This is a genomic window from Pseudomonas mosselii, assembly GCF_019823065.1.
GTDB classification, from domain to species: Bacteria; Pseudomonadota; Gammaproteobacteria; order Pseudomonadales; family Pseudomonadaceae; genus Aquipseudomonas; species Aquipseudomonas mosselii.
The window spans coordinates 3,491,313-3,509,817 of the sequence record NZ_CP081966.1; the positions used below are offsets into that span (position 1 = coordinate 3,491,313).

At 67.2% G+C, this 18,505-nt stretch carries 14 protein-coding genes; 10 read left to right on the plus strand and 4 right to left on the minus strand.

What is annotated here, in order from left to right; genetic code table 11:
* Positions 1-25 precede the first annotated feature (25 nt).
* From metH to K5H97_RS16180, 5 genes are all read left to right on the plus strand, one after another.
* The gene (gene metH / locus K5H97_RS16160) at positions 26-3,733 is read left to right on the plus strand and encodes a methionine synthase (RefSeq protein WP_028690716.1); all 3,708 of its coding nucleotides are present in this window, start codon (positions 26-28) and stop codon (positions 3,731-3,733) included.
* A 181-nt stretch (positions 3,734-3,914) separates the two neighbouring features.
* Complete coding sequence (locus tag K5H97_RS16165; RefSeq protein WP_028690715.1) at positions 3,915-5,027, plus strand: saccharopine dehydrogenase family protein; 1,113 nt, start codon at positions 3,915-3,917, stop codon at positions 5,025-5,027.
* Position 5,028: 1 nt separating this feature from the next.
* Positions 5,029-5,508 carry a DUF2269 family protein gene (locus K5H97_RS16170; RefSeq protein WP_028690714.1) on the plus strand — a complete coding sequence of 160 codons (480 nt, stop codon included), beginning with the start codon at positions 5,029-5,031 and terminating at the stop codon, positions 5,506-5,508.
* 164 nt (positions 5,509-5,672) lie between these two features.
* A complete protein-coding gene (locus tag K5H97_RS16175; protein WP_028690713.1) occupies positions 5,673-6,827 on the plus strand; it encodes a cysteine desulfurase family protein in 1,155 nt (384 codons plus the stop codon).
* A 276-nt stretch (positions 6,828-7,103) separates the two neighbouring features.
* On the plus strand, positions 7,104-7,961 hold the full coding sequence (locus K5H97_RS16180; protein ID WP_028690712.1) for a CAP domain-containing protein: 858 nt from the start codon (positions 7,104-7,106) through the stop codon (positions 7,959-7,961).
* 38 nt (positions 7,962-7,999) lie between these two features.
* Here the strand turns inward: K5H97_RS16180 and K5H97_RS16185 are convergent, their stop codons facing one another.
* Positions 8,000-9,001 carry a GlxA family transcriptional regulator gene (locus K5H97_RS16185; RefSeq protein ID WP_051555677.1) on the minus strand — a complete coding sequence of 334 codons (1,002 nt, stop codon included), beginning with the start codon at positions 8,999-9,001 and terminating at the stop codon, positions 8,000-8,002.
* A gap of 100 nt (positions 9,002-9,101) precedes the next feature.
* On the opposite strand from K5H97_RS16185, the gene K5H97_RS16190 reads away from it, so the two are divergent.
* A complete protein-coding gene (locus tag K5H97_RS16190; RefSeq protein WP_028690711.1) occupies positions 9,102-9,713 on the plus strand; it encodes a LysE family translocator in 612 nt (203 codons plus the stop codon).
* A 12-nt stretch (positions 9,714-9,725) separates the two neighbouring features.
* Here K5H97_RS16190 and K5H97_RS16195 read toward each other — a convergent pair whose 3' ends face one another.
* Together K5H97_RS16195 and K5H97_RS16200 are read right to left on the minus strand one after the other, a co-directional pair.
* On the minus strand, positions 9,726-10,922 hold the full coding sequence (locus K5H97_RS16195; protein ID WP_028690710.1) for an MFS transporter: 1,197 nt from the start codon (positions 10,920-10,922) through the stop codon (positions 9,726-9,728).
* Between the two features lie 107 nt (positions 10,923-11,029).
* Complete coding sequence (locus tag K5H97_RS16200; protein WP_028690709.1) at positions 11,030-11,929, minus strand: LysR family transcriptional regulator; 900 nt, start codon at positions 11,927-11,929, stop codon at positions 11,030-11,032.
* Positions 11,930-12,002: 73 nt separating this feature from the next.
* Here K5H97_RS16200 and K5H97_RS16205 point away from each other — a divergent pair, with 73 nt between their 5' ends.
* Complete coding sequence (locus K5H97_RS16205) at positions 12,003-12,332, plus strand: cupin domain-containing protein (RefSeq protein ID WP_028690708.1); 330 nt, start codon at positions 12,003-12,005, stop codon at positions 12,330-12,332.
* Here the strand turns inward: K5H97_RS16205 and K5H97_RS16210 are convergent.
* A complete protein-coding gene (locus K5H97_RS16210; RefSeq protein ID WP_051555676.1) occupies positions 12,323-13,690 on the minus strand; it encodes an MATE family efflux transporter in 1,368 nt (455 codons plus the stop codon). The two genes, K5H97_RS16205 and K5H97_RS16210, sit on opposite strands and share 10 nt — an antisense overlap.
* Positions 13,691-13,793: 103 nt before the next feature.
* On the opposite strand from K5H97_RS16210, the gene K5H97_RS16215 reads away from it, so the two are divergent.
* The 3 genes from K5H97_RS16215 to K5H97_RS16225 all read left to right on the plus strand — a co-directional run bounded on the left by K5H97_RS16215 (position 13,794) and on the right by K5H97_RS16225 (position 18,384).
* A complete protein-coding gene (locus K5H97_RS16215) occupies positions 13,794-14,387 on the plus strand; it encodes a TetR/AcrR family transcriptional regulator (RefSeq protein WP_036986112.1) in 594 nt (197 codons plus the stop codon).
* A gap of 232 nt (positions 14,388-14,619) precedes the next feature.
* Positions 14,620-17,025 (plus strand): glucose/quinate/shikimate family membrane-bound PQQ-dependent dehydrogenase, encoded by a 2,406-nt coding sequence (locus tag K5H97_RS16220; protein WP_028690705.1) that lies wholly within the window; start codon positions 14,620-14,622, stop codon positions 17,023-17,025.
* A gap of 108 nt (positions 17,026-17,133) precedes the next feature.
* A complete protein-coding gene (locus K5H97_RS16225; RefSeq protein WP_028690704.1) occupies positions 17,134-18,384 on the plus strand; it encodes a carbohydrate porin in 1,251 nt (416 codons plus the stop codon).
* Positions 18,385-18,505 lie beyond the last annotated feature (121 nt).

An 18,505-nucleotide genomic window follows, 5' to 3' on the forward strand; every position in this document is an offset into this window, starting at 1 on the left:
ATATTCGCCCGACCAGGTAGTTCCTATGTCCGACCGCAGCGCTCGTTACCAAGCACTCCAGAAAGCACTCAAAGAGCGCATCCTGATCCTCGACGGCGGCATGGGTACTATGATCCAGAGTTACCGCCTCGAGGAACACGACTATCGTGGCACGCGCTTCGCCGATTGGCCAAGCGATGTTAAGGGCAACAACGACTTGCTGCTGCTCAGCCGCCCGGATGTCATCGCCGCAATCGAGAAGGCCTACCTGGACGCCGGCGCCGATATCCTCGAGACCAACACCTTCAACGCCACGCAGATTTCCCAGGCCGACTACGGCATGGAGGCGCTGGTCTATGAGCTCAACGTCGAGGGCGCGCGCGTCGCCCGCCAGGTGGCCGACGCCAAGACCCTCGAGACCCCGGACAAGCCACGCTTCGTCGCCGGCGTGCTCGGCCCGACCAGCCGCACCTGCTCGATCTCCCCCGACGTTAACGACCCGGGCTATCGCAACGTCACCTTCGACGAACTGGTAGCGAACTACATCGAGGCCACCCGTGGCCTGATCGAGGGCGGCGCCGACCTGATCCTGATCGAGACCATCTTCGACACCCTCAACGCCAAGGCGGCGATCTTCGCCGTGCAGCAGGTGTTCGAAGAGGACGACGTCGAACTGCCGATCATGATTTCCGGCACCATCACCGACGCGTCCGGCCGCACCCTGTCGGGCCAGACCACCGAAGCCTTCTGGAACTCGGTACGCCACGCCAAGCCGATCTCCGTCGGCCTGAACTGCGCCCTCGGCGCCAAGGACCTGCGCCCTTACCTGGAAGAGCTGGCGACCAAGGCCGACACCCATGTGTCCGCCCACCCCAACGCCGGCCTGCCCAACGCCTTCGGCGAATACGACGAGACCCCGGCGGAAATGGCCGCGGTGGTCGAGGAGTTCGCCGCCAGCGGCTTCCTCAACATCATCGGCGGCTGCTGCGGCACCACCCCGCCGCACATCCAGGCCATCGCCGAGGCGGTCGCCAAGTACAAGCCGCGCGCGATTCCGGACATCCCCAAGGCCTGCCGCCTGTCGGGCCTGGAGCCGTTCACCATCGATCGCCAGTCGCTGTTCGTCAACGTCGGCGAGCGCACCAACATCACCGGCTCCGCCAAGTTCGCCCGGCTGATTCGCGAGGAGAACTACACCGAGGCCCTGGAAGTCGCCCTGCAGCAGGTCGAGGCCGGGGCCCAGGTGATCGACATCAACATGGACGAAGGGATGCTCGACTCCCAGGCCGCCATGGTCCGCTTCCTCAACCTGATCGCCGGCGAGCCGGACATCTCCCGGGTGCCGATCATGATCGACTCCTCCAAGTGGGAGGTGATCGAGGCGGGCCTGAAGTGCATTCAGGGCAAGGGCATCGTCAACTCGATCTCGATGAAGGAAGGCGTCGAGCAGTTCAAGCACCACGCCCGCCTGTGCAAGCGCTACGGCGCCGCCGTGGTGGTGATGGCCTTCGATGAGGTCGGCCAGGCCGACACCGCCGCGCGCAAGAAAGAGATCTGCCAGCGCAGCTACGACATCCTGGTCAACGAGGTGGGCTTCCCGCCGGAAGACATCATCTTCGACCCGAACATCTTCGCCGTCGCCACCGGCATCGACGAGCACAACAACTACGCCGTCGACTTCATCGAGGCCTGCGCCTACATCCGCGACCACCTGCCGTATGCCCTGAGTTCGGGCGGCGTGTCCAACGTGTCGTTCTCGTTCCGCGGCAACAACCCGGTGCGCGAGGCGATCCACTCGGTGTTCCTCTACCACGCGATCCAGAACGGCCTGACCATGGGTATCGTCAACGCCGGCCAGCTGGAGATCTACGACGAAATCCCCGCCGCCCTGCGCGAGAAGGTCGAGGACGTGGTGCTCAACCGCACCCCGCACGGCACCGACGCCCTGCTGGCGATTGCCGACGACTACAAGGGCGGCGGCGCCACCAAGGAAGTCGAGAACGAAGAATGGCGCTCGATGCCGGTGGACAAGCGCCTCGAGCATGCGCTGGTCAAGGGCATCACCGCCTACATCGTTGAAGACACCGAAGAGTGCCGCCAACAGTCGGCGCGCCCGATCGAAGTCATCGAAGGCCCGCTGATGAGCGGCATGAACGTGGTCGGCGACCTGTTCGGCGCCGGCAAGATGTTCCTGCCCCAGGTGGTGAAATCCGCCCGGGTGATGAAGCAGGCCGTGGCCCACCTGATCCCATTCATCGAGGCCGAGAAAGGCGACAAGCCCGAGGCCAAGGGCAAGATCCTCATGGCCACGGTCAAGGGCGACGTGCATGACATCGGCAAGAACATCGTCGGCGTGGTGCTCGGTTGCAACGGCTATGACATCGTCGACATGGGCGTGATGGTCCCGGCCGAGAAGATCCTGCAAACCGCCCGCGAGCAGAAATGCGACATCATCGGCCTGTCCGGCCTGATCACTCCGTCGCTGGACGAGATGGTCCACGTCGCCCGCGAGATGCAGCGCCAGGACTTCCACCTGCCGCTGATGATCGGTGGTGCCACCACCTCCAAGGCGCACACGGCGGTGAAGATCGAGCCCAAGTACGCCAACGACGCCGTGGTCTATGTCACCGACGCCTCGCGCGCGGTGGGCGTGGCCACCCAGTTGCTGTCCAAGGAACTCAAGAGCGGCTTCGTCGAGAAGACCCGCCAGGAATACGTCGAGGTGCGCGAGCGCACCGCCAACCGCAGTGCCCGCACAGAGCGCCTGAGCTACGCCCAGGCCATCGCCGCCAAGCCACAGTACGACTGGGCCGCCTACCAGGCCGCGGTGCCCTCCTTCACCGGCGTCAAGGTGCTGGAGGACATCGACCTGCGCACCCTGGCCAAGTACATCGACTGGACGCCGTTCTTCATCTCCTGGGACCTGGCCGGCAAGTTCCCACGCATCCTCACCGACGAAGTGGTCGGCGAGGCCGCCACGGCGCTGTACAAGGACGCCCGCGAGATGCTCGACAAGCTGATCGACGAAAAGCTGATCAGCGCCCGCGCGGTGTTCGGCTTCTGGCCGGCCAACCAGGTCGAACACGACGACATCGAAGTGTACGGCGACAACGGTGACACTCTGGCCACCCTGCACCACCTGCGCCAGCAGACCATCAAGCCCGACGGCAAGCCGAACTGGTCCCTGGCCGACTTCGTCGCGCCGAAGGACAGCGGCGTGACCGACTATGTCGGCGGTTTCATCACCACCGCCGGCATCGGCGCCGAGGAAGTGGCCAAGGCCTACCAGGACAAGGGCGACGACTACAGCTCGATCATGGTCAAGGCCCTGGCCGACCGCCTGGCCGAAGCCTGCGCCGAGTGGCTGCACGAGCAGGTGCGCAAGGAGCACTGGGGTTATGCCAAGGACGAGCACCTGGACAACGAGGCGCTGATCAAGGAGCAGTACAGCGGCATCCGCCCGGCGCCTGGCTACCCGGCCTGCCCGGACCACACCGAGAAGGAAACCCTGTTCCGCCTGCTCGACGGCACCGCCATCGGCGAAACTGGTCCGAGCGGCGTGTTCCTCACCGAGCACTTCGCCATGTTCCCGGCGGCGGCGGTCAGCGGCTGGTACTTCGCCCACCCGCAGGCGCAGTACTTCGCCGTGGGCAAGGTGGACAAGGACCAGATCGAGCAGTACAGCGCCCGCAAGGGCCAGGACATCAGCGTCAGCGAGCGCTGGCTGGCGCCGAACCTGGGCTACGAGGGCTGACGCCAGCCCTGCACTACCCCTGTAGGAGCGGCCTCGTGTCGCGAAAGGGCTGCATGGCAGCCCCAGGATCTCAGTGTTGATGCAAATATCGCTGGGGCCGCTGCGCGGCCCTTTCGCGACACGAGGCCGCTCCTACACAGGGAACGCGTGAACCTCCCGACACATGCACAAGGACCCCCGCATGTCCCGCACAATCCTGGTGATCGGCGCCTACGGCAACTTCGGCCGGATCATCTGCCGCCACCTGCAGCAGATGCCCGCCGTGCAACTGGTGATCGCCGGCCGTAACGCCAACAGCCTTGCCCAACTGGCCACACAGCTTAGTGGCAGCGAACGCTGGTGCGGCGACGCCATGGCTCCCGGTTTTGCCGACGCCCTGCGCGCGCTGCGCATCGACTGGGTGATCCACACCGGCGGCCCCTTCCAGGGCCAGCCCTACAGCGTGGCCGAGGCCTGCATCGAGGCGGGCGCCAACTATTGCGACCTCTCCGACTGCCGGGTGTTCGTCAACGGCATCGAGCGCCTGGACGCCCGCGCCCGAGCGGCCAATGTCGCGCTGCTCAGCGGCTGCAGCTCGGTGCCCAGCCTGTCGTCGGCGATCCTCGACGAGCAGCGCCATCACTTCAGCCGCATCGAGCGCATCGAGCACGGTATTTCCTCCTCGGCGAAGATGCCCGGCCTGTCCACCATCGAAGGCGTGCTGGCCTACGCTGGCCGGCCGATCCGCCAGTGGCGCGACGGGCGCCCGCACGCCGTGGACGGCTGGCTCGGCCTGCAACTGCGTCACCTGCCCGGCCTGGGCTGGCGCCTGTTGAACAACGTCGATGTGCCGGACATGGACATCTTCGCCGAGCGCTACGGCGCCCGTGACCTTGCATTCAAGGCAGGCTCCGGGCTCATGGCCGGCGGCCTGGCCAATGCCGCGCTGGCGTTGCTGGTCAAGCACGGCCTGGTGCGCGACCCGCTGCCCTGGGCGCGGCGCCTGCATCGCCTGGGCGGCCATTTCGAGCGCTTTGGCGATGGCATGAGTGCGATGTACCTGGATGTCCGCGGCCTGGACATGCAGGGCCAGCCACTGCGCCTGCAGGCCCAAGTCAGCGCCAGTGACGACAAGGGCCCGGAAATCCCCAGCTGCGCGGCGGTGGCGCTGATGGCCAGGGTGATCGAGGGCTACACCCCGGCCCCGGGCGCCCGCCCCTGCGTCGGCGAGATCAGTGTCGAGCAGTACCTGGCGGCCATCGGCGAACCGGACAAGGTGCGCTACAGCGTCAGCTTCCAGCACGGGCGAGGCTGAGATGAGCTACCTGCTGCTCAAGTACCTGCATGTGATCGCCGCGGTGTTCCTGTTCGGTTTTGGCATGGGCTCGTACCTGTACCTGATCGCCGCGAACCGCAGCCGCGATCCACGGGTGATTGCCGCCGTGGCGAGGATGGTGGTGCGCTTCGATGCCTGGATCACCACGCCCGCCGGGGTCCTGCAGTTGCTGACCGGCTACGCCATGGTCAGCATGACCGGCATGCCGTGGTCCGCCGACTGGCTGCAGGGCGCGCTGCTGATCTTCTTCACGGTGGGCGCCCTGTGGCTGCCGGTGCTGCTGTTGCAGACGCGCATGCAGCGCCTTGCTGCCCAGGCCGTCAAGCATGACACCGCGCTGGGTGAAGACTATCAGCGGCTGTACCGCCCCTGGCTGTGGATGGGGGTGGCGGGGTTTGCCGGCATGTTCCTGATCGTGCTGGTGATGATCACCAAGCAGGCACCGTGGCAATGGCTCTGACCCTCGCAAGAAAAATATTCTAAGTACATAGCGAAAAAGCATAGAATTTTTTTCGAGTATCGCCTTGATACGGGAAAAAGGAAAAACATTCATATCGGCAATTGCCTAGGATGATGTCCATGGATGCCGACAGGCGGCGTCCACGCACGGACCCGCCCGCGATCATGCCCAGCACCCCGCTCTACTTCGATTACGCCGCCACCACTCCGGTCGATGACCAGGTCATCGCTGCCATGCTCACCTGCCTGGGCCGCGAAGCCAACTTCGGCAACCCCGCCTCCAGCGGCCACTTCCATGGCCAGGCCGCCCGCGAGGCCGTCGAGCAGGCCCGCCGCCAGGTGGCCGAGCGCGTAGGCGCCCAGCCCGATGATCTGGTCTGGACCTCCGGCGCCACCGAATCCAACAACCTGGCACTCAAGGGTATCGCCCAGGGCTTCGCGCAGCCGGGCCACCTGCTGACCAGCCAGCTCGAACACAAGGCCATCCTCGACACCGCCGCCGAACTGGAGCGCCAGGGCTGGACGGTGACCCGCCTGGCGCCGGACGCCCATGGCCTGATCCAGGCCGAAGCCGTGCAGGCCGCGCTGCACCCGGATACGCGCTTGGTGTCGCTGATGGCGGTGAACAACGAACTGGGCACCGTGACCGACTTCGCCCGCATCGGCGAGCTGGTCCGCGACCATGGCGCCCTGTTGCATGTGGACGCGGCGCAGGCGGTGGGCAAGGTCCGCATCGACCTGGCGCACCAGGCCGTCGACCTGATGTCGTTCTCGGCGCACAAGGTCTATGGCCCCAAGGGCATCGGCGCCCTCTACGTCGGCGCCCGCGCCCGCCCGGCCATGCGTGCGCAGATGCACGGTGGCGGCCATGAGCGCGGCCTGCGCTCCGGCACCCTGGCCACCCACCAGATCGTCGGCATGGGCAGCGCGTTCGAGTTGGCCGGCCAACCCGGCGAGGCCGAATACCAGCGCCTGGAGCAGCTCGCCCGACGCCTGCGCGACGGTCTGCTGGCCCTGCCTGGGGTCACGCTCAACGGCTGCGCGGTGCAGCGCATTCCCCACACCCTCAACCTGTGCATCGACGCCAAGGGCTTCAACAGCCTGGCACTGGCCGGCGAGTTGGCGCTGTCCACCACCTCGGCCTGCAACTCGGCAAGCAACGCGGCGTCCCACGTGCTGCTGGCCCTCGGCCTCGACGAGCGCCAGGCGCGCAACAGCGTGCGCCTGAGCCTCGGGCGCTACACCAGCGAGGCGGACGTGGACACGGCGCTGGCGGTGTTCGGCCGGGTTGTTGGAGCTGCCGCGGTGGCACTCTGGTAGGCACGCAGCAACCCCTGCTGATCAACAGGGTGCCGGTGATACGGCCGGTTCTCCCTGTTGACCGCAGGGTCACAACCTTCTTCCGTACCTTCAAGCGATAGCGCGCCAACAACGATCGCACTTTTTTGCCGACCGGCGGTCTACTCCCTCTTTTGCCAACCGCATTCGATTGCCAAGGCCCGCTTTTTCACGCTGCACATGGCCAGGCCAAAAGCCTTGCCGTTGTGTAGGATGGGCAGCGCAGATCCAGACGCTGCCAGTTACAGGGAGATCCACATGCGCGTCCCATCCGTTGCCTGCCTCATCGGCCTGACGCTGGGCCTGCTCGCCGCGACCAGCGCCCAGGCCTTCACCGGTGAAGAGGCGCAACTGATCGATACGATCAACGTCTACCGCAGCCAAGCCCAGCGCTGTGGTGGCGAAGCCTCGCTGGAGCTGCCGCCGCTCAACAGCGACACCCGCCTGGCGCTGTCGCCCGAAGGCACCCGCGACCTGCAGCAGGCCATGACCCGCGCCGCCTACCCGATGGTCAATGTCCAGGCCATCAGCCTGTCCGGCCCGCGGGACGCCCAGGCGGCGATGAAGGCCATCGAGGAGAGCTTCTGCCAAGTGGTGCTCGACCCGCAGTTCGTCGACATCGGCGTCAGCCAGGAGGGCCGAGACTGGCGCATCGTCCTGGCCCGGCCGCTGCTCAGTGCCCGCCTGGGCGACTGGCAGGCCGAAGGCCAGAAGCTGCTGCAGGAGATCAACGCCGCACGCCAGCTGCCCCGCCAGTGCGGCGGCCAGCCGTTCGCCGCCGCCCCCGCGCTGGCCTGGAACGCCACCCTGGCGGGTGTGGCCGCCAACCACACCCGGGCCATGGCCAACCAGAACTTCTTCGACCATCTCGACCACGATGGCCGTACTCCGGGCGACCGGGCGGAGCTGGCCGGCTACCTGTACCGGCAGATCGGCGAAAACATCGCCGCCGGGCGCGACACCGCGCGCAAGGTGGTCGATGGCTGGCTGGCCAGCCCAGGGCACTGCGCCACCCTGATGAACCCGGACTTCCGTGAACTGGGAGCGGCGTATGCGGTGGATCCGAAGAGCGATGCCGGGATCTACTGGACGGGGTTGTTCGGTACGCCGCAGTAAACCTGCATCGCGGGGCTAGCCCGCTCCCACGCTGCGGGTCAAGGCGTGGGAGCGGGCTTGCCCCGCGATGAGTCCAGCTCGGACCTGCGTAACGCCAGCGCCGTGCAACCAAACCGCCGTCGCACCCACTTGCCCAGGTAGCTGGCATCCCCCATCCCCACTTCATCGGCGATCTGCGCCAGGCTGTGGCTGGAGTTGAGCAAGCGCCAGCGCGCCTGCTGCAGGCGTAGCTCCTGCCACCAGGCCTTGGCGCTCATGCCATGACAAGCCTGGAACTGGCGGTCGAGCTGGCGCCGGCTGATGCCCAGTTCTGCCGCCAATACCTCCACCGGCAGCTGCGTCGCCAGGTGATGGCGCATCAGCGCCGTGGCCCGCTGCACCTGGCGTGCCTGCCCGGCGCCGGCCTCCAGCGAACGCAAGGCGTGCTGGCTGTCCCGGCTTTCGTCCACCAGCATGTCGGCCAGGCCCTTCAGCGCCCGGGCACGGCCACTGGCGCGGGCGATCAGCTCCACCGCCAGGTCGATGGCCGCCGTGCCGCCGGCACAGGTGATGCGCTCACCGTCGAAGCAGAACAGCTGCCCGGTCAACAGGCGCACGCGGGGAAAGGCCAGGCGAAACTCCGCTTCATGGCGCCAGTGCACCACCACCTGATGACCGTCCAGCAGGCCGCAGGCCGCCAACAGGAAGGCCGCGTTGTCGACACACACCAGCTTCACCCCGGCCTTGCTCGCCTGCTTCAAAAGGGCCTTGTAGCGCGGTGCCAAGGCCGCCGTGGCACTGGCGTTGCGCCCGCCGAACAGCACCAGGTGGTCGTAGTCGCCCCAGCGGATCTGCGCAGGGGTTGCCTCGACCTGGACAATCGCTGCGCTGCTGGAAACCACCGGCTCCCGGTCCAGCCCGAGCACGGTCCAACGGCAATAGCGCTGACGGCTGTAGTCCTCGTCGTCGGCGGAGAAGCGCAGCTTGTCGAGGAACGCGCCGAACGGCAGCAAGGCGAACTCCGGTAAAGGCAGGATCAGCAGACGCAGGTCGGGTGTCATTCAGGAATGTCCAGATATAACCATTCAATGACCAGATACTACCCTGTATTTCCACTGCCCTGCCCTACACTGGCGCCCTGCACTTCCACAAGGCTCCCCCATGGCACTCGACACCTGGCTCATCTACCTGCTCGCCAGCATCGGACTGTCGCTGACCCCAGGTCCGAACAGCCTGCTGGCCCTGACCCATGGCGCGCTGTACGGCGCCCGCCGCACGCTGTTCACCATCCTTGGCGGCGTGCTGGGCTTCAGTCTCCTGATCGCCCTGACCATGTTCGGCCTGAGCGCCCTGCTGCAGGCCTCGGCCTCGGTGCTGACGGTGCTCAAGTGGATCGGCGGGGCCTACCTGGTCTGGCTTGGGATCCAGCTGTGGCGCATACCGGCGCTGCACCTGGAACAACCGCGCGGCGGTGTGGCGCTGAGCAATGCCGGGTTGTTCCGCCAGGGCTGCCTTTCGGCTGTGGCCAACCCCAAGGTGCTGCTGTTCTATGGCGCGTTCCTGCCCCAGTTCATCGACCCGCAGCGTGGCCTGCTGGTGCAGTTCGTGGTGATGGCGGCGACCTTCGCCAGTGTCGAATGCCTGGTGGAGTACCTGCTGGCACGTCTGGCGTTTCGCATCCGCCCGTGGCTGGCCAAGGGTGGCCGGTGGTTCAATCGCTGTTGCGGGAGCCTGTTCGCACTGATCGGCGTGGCCCTGCCGCTGGGACGATAGAAGCCCCGGGGATCATCGCCGGGAAACAACCAGGAACACCCCCAGCGCAACCGCCGGCAATCCCGCCCCCAGCAACGCCACGCCGCTCCAGCCGTACTGCGCGTACACCCCGCTGGCCAGCGCCGAGCCCAGCGCCCCACCGAGGAAGATGCTGGTCATGTAGAGGGCATTGAGCCGGCCACGGCTGGCCGGATCCAGCGCGTACACCTCACGCTGGCCGATGACCATGTTCATCTGCACGGCGAAATCCAGCAGCACCCCGGTCAACCCCAGGCCGATCACGCTTGCGCCCGGTGCGCTCAAGCCAAGCAGTAACGCCAGTGGCGCCAGGGCCATCGCCAGCAGCGAAGCGCGTCGCGCATGCCCGGCATCGGCCAGGCGCCCGGCCAGCGGCGCCGCCACCGCGCCCACCGCGCCCACCAGGGCGAACAGCGCGATCTGGCTCTGCGACAGGCCGTGCTCGCCAGCCAGCGCCAGCGGCACCGCCGTCCAGTACAGGCTGAAGGCGGCGAACATCAGCGCCTGGTACAGCGCCCGCTGGCGCAACACCGGATGGCGGCGCAACAGCACCAGCAACGAAGCCATCAGCCCAGCATAACTGGCCTTGTGCTCCGGCAGCCGGCGCGGCAAGGTCAACGCCAGCAGCAGGATGATCGCCACCATCACCCCGGCGGCGCCGACAAACACCGCGCGCCAGCCGAAGTGATCGGCCACCAGGCTCGCCAGCGGCCGCGCCAGCAGGATGCCCAGCAGCAACCCACCCATGATGTTGCCGACCACCCGGCCACGCTCGCGCTCCGGCGCCAGGTGCGCCGCCAGTGGTATCAGCATCTGCACCGCCACCGAGCTGAAGCCGATCAGCAGCGCGTACAGCAGGAACACCTCGCCCTGCCCGTGACCACTGGTGCCGGCCAGCAACAGGCTGCCGGTGGCCAGCACCGCCGTGGCGATCATCAGCCGGCGGTTCTCCAGCAGGTCGGCCAGCGGCACCAGGAACAACAAGCCCAGGGCATAGCCGATCTGGGTCAGGGACACGATCAGGCTGGCCCGCTCGGTGGACAGCCCCAGGTCCGGCGCGATCAGGCCGACGATGGGCTGGGCGTAGTAGATGTTGGCGACGATGGCGCCGCAGCAGAACGCCAGCAGCGTCACCAGGGTCCGGCTCAGGCCCGGGGCCGTTGCCTGGGCGACGGCGAGGGAGGGATTCATTCGAGGGTACCTCGGCTTGCGAAAGGATGTGCGCGAAGGGTGACGGACATCCGCCCCGGCGAGAATCCATCGCCCGCGCAACGGGCCTTTGCGCGGCGCGCAACGCCTCAGCCGGCCAGAAGCCCCTCGCAGAAGGCGACGAACGCCATCACCCGGCGCGAGCCACGGTGGTTGGGCAGGTACAGGGCGTTGATGCTGGCGCTGGCCGCCCCCGGGCTCACCGTCCAGTCGGCGAACAGCCGCTGCAGGCGCCCGGCCTCGACATCCTCGCGCACCAGCCAGTCGGCCAGCAGCGCCACGCCGCTGCCGGCAATGGCCGCCTCACGCAAGAGGTCGGCGTTGGCGCTGCGCAACGGGCCGCTGACGTCCAGTTCCAGGCGCTGCTCGCCCAGGCTTAGCCGCCACGGCCGCGCCGATTGGCCGTAGCGAAAACGCAGGCAGGCGCACGCGGCCAGTTGCTGCGGCTCGCTGAGCACCGGCTGCTGGCGCAGGTATGCCGGGCTGGCCACCAACCAGCGCTCGAAGCGCCCCAGCGGGCGACACACCAGTTCATCACTGGGCGCCGGCTCGCCAAGGCGGATGCTCAGGTCGTAGCGGCCATCGAGCAGGTCGTCAAAGCGGTCGCTCAGGTCGATGTCCAGCTCCAGTGCCGGGTAACGGGCGAGGAACGCGCCCAGGTGCGGAGCGATGACCCGGCGACCGAACTCCACCGGCAGGCACAGGCGCAACACGCCGACCGGCTCTTCGCCGCGGTCGGCGACACTGGCGTCGGCCTCGGCCAGGGCCTCGAGAATCTCGCGGGCCCGCTGGTAGTAGCTGGCGCCGGCTTCGGTCAGGCTGACCTGGCGGGTCGAGCGGTTGAGCAGGCTGGCCCCCAGCTCGAGTTCCAGGGCGTCGACCTGGCGGGTCACCGAGGAGGTCGCCACCCCGAGCCTGCGCGCGGCGGCGGAAAAGCCGCCGGCCTCGGCGGTGGCCATGAACACCTTCAGAGCCAGCAGCTTGTCCATCGTCAATCTTCCAGGGGGCAAAGGCCAAAACCTTCCTACAATCACCGACTGGAATCAACCACACGAGACGCCCATGCCCGACAACCTGTTCAGCGCCCTGCCGCCGCTCGCGCCCGACGCCGACGAGCAGTTCACCGACCTGCTCCGGCGCCCGGGCCTGCGCATCGAGCGTATCGTCTCCAGCGGCCAGTCCAGCCCGCCGGGGTTCTGGTACGACCAGGCCGAGGGCGAATGGGTGGTCGTGCTCAGCGGCAGCGCCGGGCTGCGCCTGGAGCACGAGCCACATACCCGCGTGCTGCGCCCCGGCGACCATCTGGACATCCCGCCCGGTTGCCGCCACCGGGTGGAATGGACCGAGCCCGGCGTGGCGACGGTATGGCTGGCGGTGTTCTATCAGGGCTGAGCCAGTACCGCCGTGGCGGGCGTTGCCTGCAGGCGATAGAACCGCCACGGCAGCAGCACCGCCGCCACGGTCAGGCCGCAGGCGAAGCCGACCCAGACGCCCACCGCGCCCAGCGAGGAGTGCAAGGCCAGCCAGTAGCTCAGTGGCAGCGCCAGCAGCCAGTAGCTGACCAGGGTCACGCCCACCGGCCAGCGATAGTCCTGCAGGCCGCGCAAGGCGCCCAGCGCGGTGGACTGCAGACCATCGGCCACCTGCATGGCCGCGACCACCACGAACATCGGCACGGCGATGGCGATTACCTGCGGGTCGTCGCTCATGGCCTCGGCGATGGAGCGCCCGAACAGCGCCAGCAGCACGGTGGCCACCAGCATCCAGGCAGTGACGCTGGCAAAGGTGGCGCTGCCGATGGCGCGGATGCGTGCCGTCTCGCCGCGGCCCTGGGCCTGGCTGATGCGGATGCTGACCGCCGCCGCCATGCCCAGCGGCAGCATGTACAGCAGCGCGCCGATCGACTGCACCACCTGGTTGGCCGCCAGGGCTGCATTGCCCAGCCAGCCGAGCATCCAGGCAGCGATCACCACCGCGCCGGCCTCGGCAAGATACCCCAGGCCCAGCGGCCAGCCCTCGCTCAACAGCGTGCGCCAGGTCAATCGTGCCCCTTGGGCAGCCTGACGGTAACTCGCCAGCGAGGGCGCCAGGCGCCAGTAAGCCAGGGCCAGCAGCACCGCCAGCGATTCGGCGATCACACTGGCGATACCCGCTCCCAGCAGGCCCAGCGCCGGCAAGCCGAAATGGCCGTGGATCAGCCCATAGCTCAGCGGAATGTTGAACAACACCGCGCTCATCACCAGCAGCACGCCCACCCAGGGCCGGCCGATGGCTTCCAGCACGTCCTTGAACACCACCGCCAGGCAGTACGGGATCAGGAATACCGCCATGGCCTGCCAGTACGGCGTCAGCAGCGCCACGTCGGGCAGCGGTACGCCCAACCATTGCACCAAGGGCAGGCAGGCCAGCATCGCCAGGCAGCCGAGGATACCCACCAGCAGGCCATAACCCAGCCCGGCACGCAGCGTGCGTGCCACGGCGCCGGGGTCGTCGGCGCCATGGGCATGGCCGACGCGCACGCTGAGGGTGGCGAGCATGCCGTACAGCCCGGCATGGAAGATCAGCCCGGCGCTGCTGGTCAGCGCGACACAGGCCAGTACCACGGTGCCCAGCGAGGCCAGCAGCACGGTATCGGTCAGGCTGATCAGTTCGGCCGCCGACAGGCCCAGCACCAGCGGCAGCGCCAGGCGCAACAGGCCAGGCAGCTCGCCCAGCCAGGCAACATTCTTGGGTAAAGCGAGGGCAGTCACGGTAGCCACCTCCAATTGACATACGCCGCGTATGCTAATGCCATTTATTGACATACGCAACGTATGCTAATTTGCAGCCATCGTTTTTTACCCGGAGCCCTCCATGCCCACCCCTCGCCGCAGCCGCGCCGCCATGAGCGCGGACACCACCGAACGGCTGATCGCCGTCGCCCGCCACCAGTTCGCCGAAAAGGGCTTTGCCGCCGTGGTGATGGATGAACTGTGCGCCGAGGCCGACCTCACCCGCGGGGCCCTGCACCACCATTTTGGCGGCAAGGCTGGGCTGTTCACCGCTGTGGTGCAGCACCTGCTCGAGGAGATCAACCAGGCGATCGATGCCCGCTACGCCACGCATGACGACCCGTGGGAGGGCTATATCGACACCTGCCTGTACTACTACGACCTGCTGCACGAGCCGGCCCTGCGCCGCATCCTGCTGCAAGACGCCCCCGGGGTGCTCGGCCCTCGGCTGCGCGAACTGGAGGAAGCCAGCTACATCGGGCCCATGGCCCAAGGGCTGGTGGAGTTGCAGCAGGCCGGCAGGCTGCGCGCCTTCGACGCCGTGGCCATGGCCCACCTGATCAATGGCGCGATGGGCGACAGCGGCATGTGGGTGATTGCCCAGGACGATCCGCAAACGGCGGCGGAGCGGGTGAAGGGGGCGCTGCGCTGTTTGATGGAAGGGTTGCAGGCCTGAGTTCATTCTGGTTTTGGCGCGCGCTGCGTGGGAGCGGGCTTGGCCCGCGATGGCGTCCCCCAGCCAACCTGGTTGTAGCGACTGGCCTCATCGCGGGGCAAGCCCGCTCCCACGTGGACGGTTAATCGCCTGCTCTAATTGCGACAATCGGCCACAAATCAAAATGTACTAACTTGTTAATTAGCTTGCTAAGGGCTTAAACTTCTCGCATTCCACCTGCGAGATCCCTGGCATGAAAGACTCACCCCGCGCCTCCGGCGCCTCAACCTTCATCCTGATCGGCCTGGGCGCCGTCATCGCCCTGCTCGGCCTGCTCCTGGCCGCCGGCGGCGTCAAGCTGGCCGGCCTGGGCGGTTCCTGGTACTTCCTGGTCGGCGGCCTGGCCATGGCCATTGCCGGGATCCTCATCGCCCGTCGCAAGCCCGCTGGCGCCTGGCTGTACGCGCTGTTCCTCGCCGGCACCGCGATCTGGGCCGTGGCCGACACCGGGCTGGCGTTCTGGCCGTTGTTCTCGCGGCTGTTCATGTTTGCCACCATCGGCCTGGTGGTGGCGCTGGTGTATCCGCAACTGGTCCGACGCCCGGCGCGTGGCGCCTATGGCGTCGCCGGCCTGCTGGGCGTGGCGCTGGTGATCGCCGCCGGCAACATGTTCGTCGCCCATCCCAGCGTCGCCCCCACCGGCAAGGGCCCAGGCCAGACGCCGGTGGAACCCGGCCAGCAGCAGAAGGACTGGGCCCACTACGGCAACACCGAGGGCGGCAGCCGCTTCGCCGCGCTGGACCAGATCAACCGAGGCAACGTCGACCAGCTCAAGGTGGCCTGGACCTACCACACCGGTGACGTCGCCCTCAGCGACGGCAACGGCGCCGAAGACCAGCTCACCCCACTGCAGGTAGGCGACAAGGTGTTCATCTGCACCCCGCACAACAACCTGATCGCCCTCGACGCCGACACCGGCAAGGAACTGTGGAAGAACGCCATCAACGCCCAGTCCAAGGTCTGGCAGCGCTGCCGCGGCCTGGCCTACTTCGACGCCAGCGCGCCGATCGCCCAGCCGACCCAGCCTGACAGCACGCCGGTCAGCGTGAGCAGCGTGCCGGCCGGCGCCAACTGCCAGCGCCGCCTGCTGACCAACACCATCGATGCCCGCCTGATCGCGGTCGATGCCGACACCGGCGCATTCTGCGAAGGCTTCGGCGACAACGGCCAGGTCGACCTCAAGGCCGGCCTGGGCAACGTACCGGACTCGTACTACCAGCTGTCCTCGGCACCGCTGATGGCCGGCACCACCGTGGTGGTCGGCGGCCGCGTCGCCGACAACGTACAGACCGACATGCCCGGCGGCGTGATCCGTGGCTTCGATGTGATCACCGGTGCCCAGCGCTGGGCCTTCGACCCGGGCAACCCGCAGGACCGCGAAGCCCCGCAAGGCGACCGGACCTACGTGCGCAGCACCCCCAACAGCTGGGCGCCGATGTCGTACGACCCGGCGATGAACACCCTGTTCCTGCCGATGGGTTCCTCGTCCACCGATATCTACGGTGTCGAGCGCAACAAGCTTGACCACACCTACGGCGCCTCGGTGCTGGCCCTGGACGCCACCACGGGCAACCAAAAGTGGGTGTACCAGACCGTGCATAACGATCTCTGGGACTTCGACCTGCCAATGCAGCCGAGCCTGATCGACTTCACCAAAGATGACGGCAGCACCGTGCCCGCCGTGGTGATCGGCACCAAGGCCGGGCAGATCTACGTGCTCGACCGCGCCACAGGCAAGCCGCTGACCCAGGTCGACGAAGTCCCGGTCAAGCCGGGCAACATCCCTAACGAGCCGTACTCGCCAACCCAGCCAAAGTCGGTGGGCATGCCGCAGATCGGCGCGCAGACCCTGACCGAATCGGACATGTGGGGCGCCACCCCGTACGACCAACTGTTGTGCCGCATCGACTTCAAGAAGATGCGCTACGACGGCCTGTACACCGCGCCGGGCACCGACCTGTCGCTGAGCTTCCCCGGCTCGCTGGGCGGCATGAACTGGGGCAGCATTTCCACCGACCCGGTGCATGGCTTCATCTTCGTCAACGACATGCGCCTGGGCCTGTGGATCCAGATGATCCCGTCGCAGAACCAGGGCGCGGCGGCAGGCGGCGGCGAGGCGCTGAACACCGGCATGGGCGCGGTGCCGCTCAAGGGCACGCCGTACGCGGTGAACAAGAACCGCTTCCTGTCGGTGGCCGGTATTCCGTGCCAGGCGCCGCCGTTCGGCACCCTCACCGCCATCGACATGAAGACCCGGCAGATCGCCTGGCAGGTGCCGGTCGGCACCGTCGAGGACACCGGCCCTCTGGGCATCCGCATGCACCTGCCGATCAAGATCGGCCTGCCGACCCTGGGCGGCACCCTGTCCACCCAGGGCGGCCTGGTGTTCATCGCCGGCACCCAGGACTTCTACCTGCGCGCCTACGACAGCGGCAACGGCAACGAGATCTGGAAGGCCCGCCTGCCGGTCGGCAGCCAGGGCGGCCCGATGACCTATGTGTCGCCGAAAACCGGCAAGCAGTATGTGGTGGTCACCGCCGGCGGCGCGCGCCAGTCGACCGACCGTGGCGACTACGTGATGGCGTACGCCCTGCCGTAATCGCGTCGCCTGCATCGCCGGCAAGCCGGCTCCCACAGGGTCCATGCACTCAGTGTGGGAGCCGGCTTGCCGGCGATGAGGCCCTTTCAGACAACCCGAGACTCCGCAATGTCATCCGTTTCACGCCTCACGCCCACCCTGCTTCTTGCCCTCGCCAGCACTGCTGCATTCGCCGCCGACAATACCCTGACCGGCGACTGGGGCGGCCTGCGCCACCAGCTCGCGGCAGACGGCATCACCTTCACCGGCGACTACAGCGGCGAGACCGCCTACAACGCCCATGGTGGCCTGCACCGTTCGGCCCGCTACTCGCAGAACCTCAAGCTGGGCGTGCAGTTCGACCTGTCGAAGCTGTACGGCCTGGACAACGGCGGCAAGGTCCAGCTGACTATCAACGACCGCCGTGGCAACAGCGCTTCAGACGACCTGGTAGGCAACCGCCTGCCGATCCAGGAAAACTACGGCGGTCTCTACACCCGCCTGACCGAACTGAGCTACGAGCGCAACCTGTCGCCCGCGCTCAACCTCAAGCTCGGCTACATGGCCATGGGCAACGACCTCGGCGGGCTGGACAGCGGCATCCTGTGCAACTTCATGAACGCCGGCTTCTGTGGCCACCCGCTGAACATGTCCGGCGGCAGCGGCTGGACCAACTACCCCAACGCCCACCTCGGCATACGGGTGAAATATGACCTCGCGCCCGACTGGCAACTGCGGCTGGCGGCGTTCAATGTCGACCCCGAGAGCAACGGCAATGCCAGCCGCGCCTGGCACCTGGGACCCAAGCACACCACCGGCACCGTGGTCCCGGTGGAACTGGTGTACAAGCTGCGCGGTGAACTGCCGGGCGAATACAAGCTCGGTTACTACTACGACAGCTCGAACGTGAAGCGCATCGGCAGCAGCGAGGAAGTCGCCGGTCGTGGCGGACATTATCTGCTGGTCGACCAGGCCGTGTGGAACGACCCGGCATCGCCCGGGCGCAGCCTGCATGCATTCGGCCAGTACTCGGCCTCGAGCAAGGCCGCCTCGCCATTCACCCGGTGGTACGGCGCTGGCGTGGTGCTGTACCAGCCGTTCGCAAGCCGGCCACGGGATACCGTTGCCCTGGGGTATGGCCGCGCGGTACCGAACCCACGTAGCCGCGATGTGCTGGAAGAGGCGGCCGTCGATGCCGGGCAACCCTTCCCGAACCTCGACAGCGCCGAGCAACTGGTCGAGCTGAGCTATGGCTACCAGGCCACCGCTTGGCTGAACCTGCGCCCGGATGTGCAGTACATCGTCGAGCCGGGAGCGTTTTCCGGGAAGGACATCGACAATGCGCTGATATTCGGCTTGCAGGTCAAGGCGACGTTCTGAAAACAGGCCTGGCGGGCTCTGGAGGAGCGCCTAGCTTTTTCCTGCCTAGCAACCACATATTTACTAATTTCCCCGCCCCGCACCCTGTCCCAGTATCTGGCGCAACTACAACAACAAAGAG